The sequence below is a fragment of the Rhizobium sp. RAF56 genome (assembly GCF_052113965.1).
Classification (GTDB): Bacteria; Pseudomonadota; Alphaproteobacteria; order Rhizobiales; family Rhizobiaceae; genus Rhizobium.
In genome coordinates this window covers 1-1,479 of sequence record NZ_JBFRDU010000099.1, presented here as the reverse complement: position 1 = coordinate 1,479, position 1,479 = coordinate 1, and the positions used below count along the sequence as shown (strand labels likewise).

At 69.2% G+C, this 1,479-nt stretch carries 1 protein-coding gene; it reads right to left on the bottom strand.

Translation table 11 applies throughout. The annotated features are described in order from the left end of the window. Window positions 1–1,479: calcium-binding protein (locus tag AB4048_RS28695; RefSeq protein WP_442205332.1), on the bottom strand; the 1,479-nt coding region annotated here is incomplete at both ends.

The following is a 1,479-nucleotide window of genomic DNA, read 5'->3' as shown; positions in this document are numbered from 1 at the left end:
CGTCGGCGCTGTCGACCACATAGGTGTCGTTGCCGGTGCCGCCGGCCATCGTGTCGTTGCCGGTGCCGCCGTCGAGGAGATCGTCGCCGCCATTGCCGTTGATGGTGTCGTTGCCAGCTTCGCCGTAGAGCAGGTCGTTGCCTTCGCCGCCGTTGATGACATCGTTGCCGTCGCCGCCGTTGACGCTGTCCTGGCCGTCGCCGCCGTCCATCGTGTCGTTGCCGGTGCCGCCGTCGAGCGTGTCGTCGCCGCCATTGCCGTTGACGGTGTCGTCGCCACCTTCGCCGTAGAGCAGGTCGTTGCCCTCGCCGCCGTTGATGGTGTCGTTGCCGTCGCCGCCGTTGACGGTGTCGTTACCCGTGCCGCCGTCGACGCTGTCGTCGCCGATACCGCCCGTGACGCTGTCATTGCCGGCGCCGCCGTCGATGAAGTCGTTGCCGTCGCCGCCGTTGACGCTGTCTTGGCCGTCGCCGCCGTCCATCGTGTCGTTGCCGGTGCCGCCGTCGAGCGTGTCGTCGCCACCATTGCCGTTGACGGTGTCGTCGCCACCTTCGCCGTTGAGGACGTCGTTGCCCTCGCCGCCGTTGAGGACGTCGTTGCCGTCGCCGCCGTTGACGCTGTCGTTGCCGTCGCCGCCATTGACGACGTCGTTGCCGATACCGCCGTCGACGGTGTCGTCGCCGATGCCGCCATCGATCGTGTCGTTGCCCGCACCGCCGTCGACGCTGTCGTTGCCGTCGCCGCCATTGACGGTGTCGTCGCCGATACCGCCGTCGACCGTGTCGTTACCCGTGCCGCCGTCGACGCTGTCGTTGCCGTCGCCGCCGTTGACGGTGTCGTCGCCGATACCGCCGTCGACCGTGTCGTTACCCGCGCCGCCGTCGACGCTGTCGTTGCCGTCATTGCCGTTGACGACGTCGTTGCCGTCGCCGCCGTCGAGCGTGTCTTGGCCATCACCGCCATTCAGCGTGTCGTCGCCGATGCCGCCCGTGACGCTGTCGTTGCCCGTGCCGCCGTCGACACTGTCGTTGCCGTCGCCGCCATTGACGGTGTCGTCGCCGATACCGCCGTCGACCGTGTCGTTACCCGTGCCGCCGTCGACACTGTCGTTGCCGTCGCCGCCAGCGACGGTGTCGTCGCCGATGCCGCCGTCGACCGTGTCGTTACCCGCGCCGCCGTCGACACTGTCGTTGCCGTCGCCGCCGTTGACGGTGTCGTTGCCGTCGCCGCCGTCGACGCTGTCGTTGCCGAGACCGCCGTTGAGCGTGTCGTCGCCGATGCCGCCCGTGACGGTGTCGTTGCCCGTGCCGCCGTCGACGCTGTCGTTGCCGTCGCCGCCGTTGACGGTGTCGTCGCCGATGCCGCCGTCGACCGTGTCGTTGCCCGCGCCGCCGTCGAGCGTGTTGTCGCCGCTGTTGCCGGTGAGCGCGTTGTCGGCATCGTTGCCGGTGGCATCGGTGTTTGCCGTGCCGGTCAATT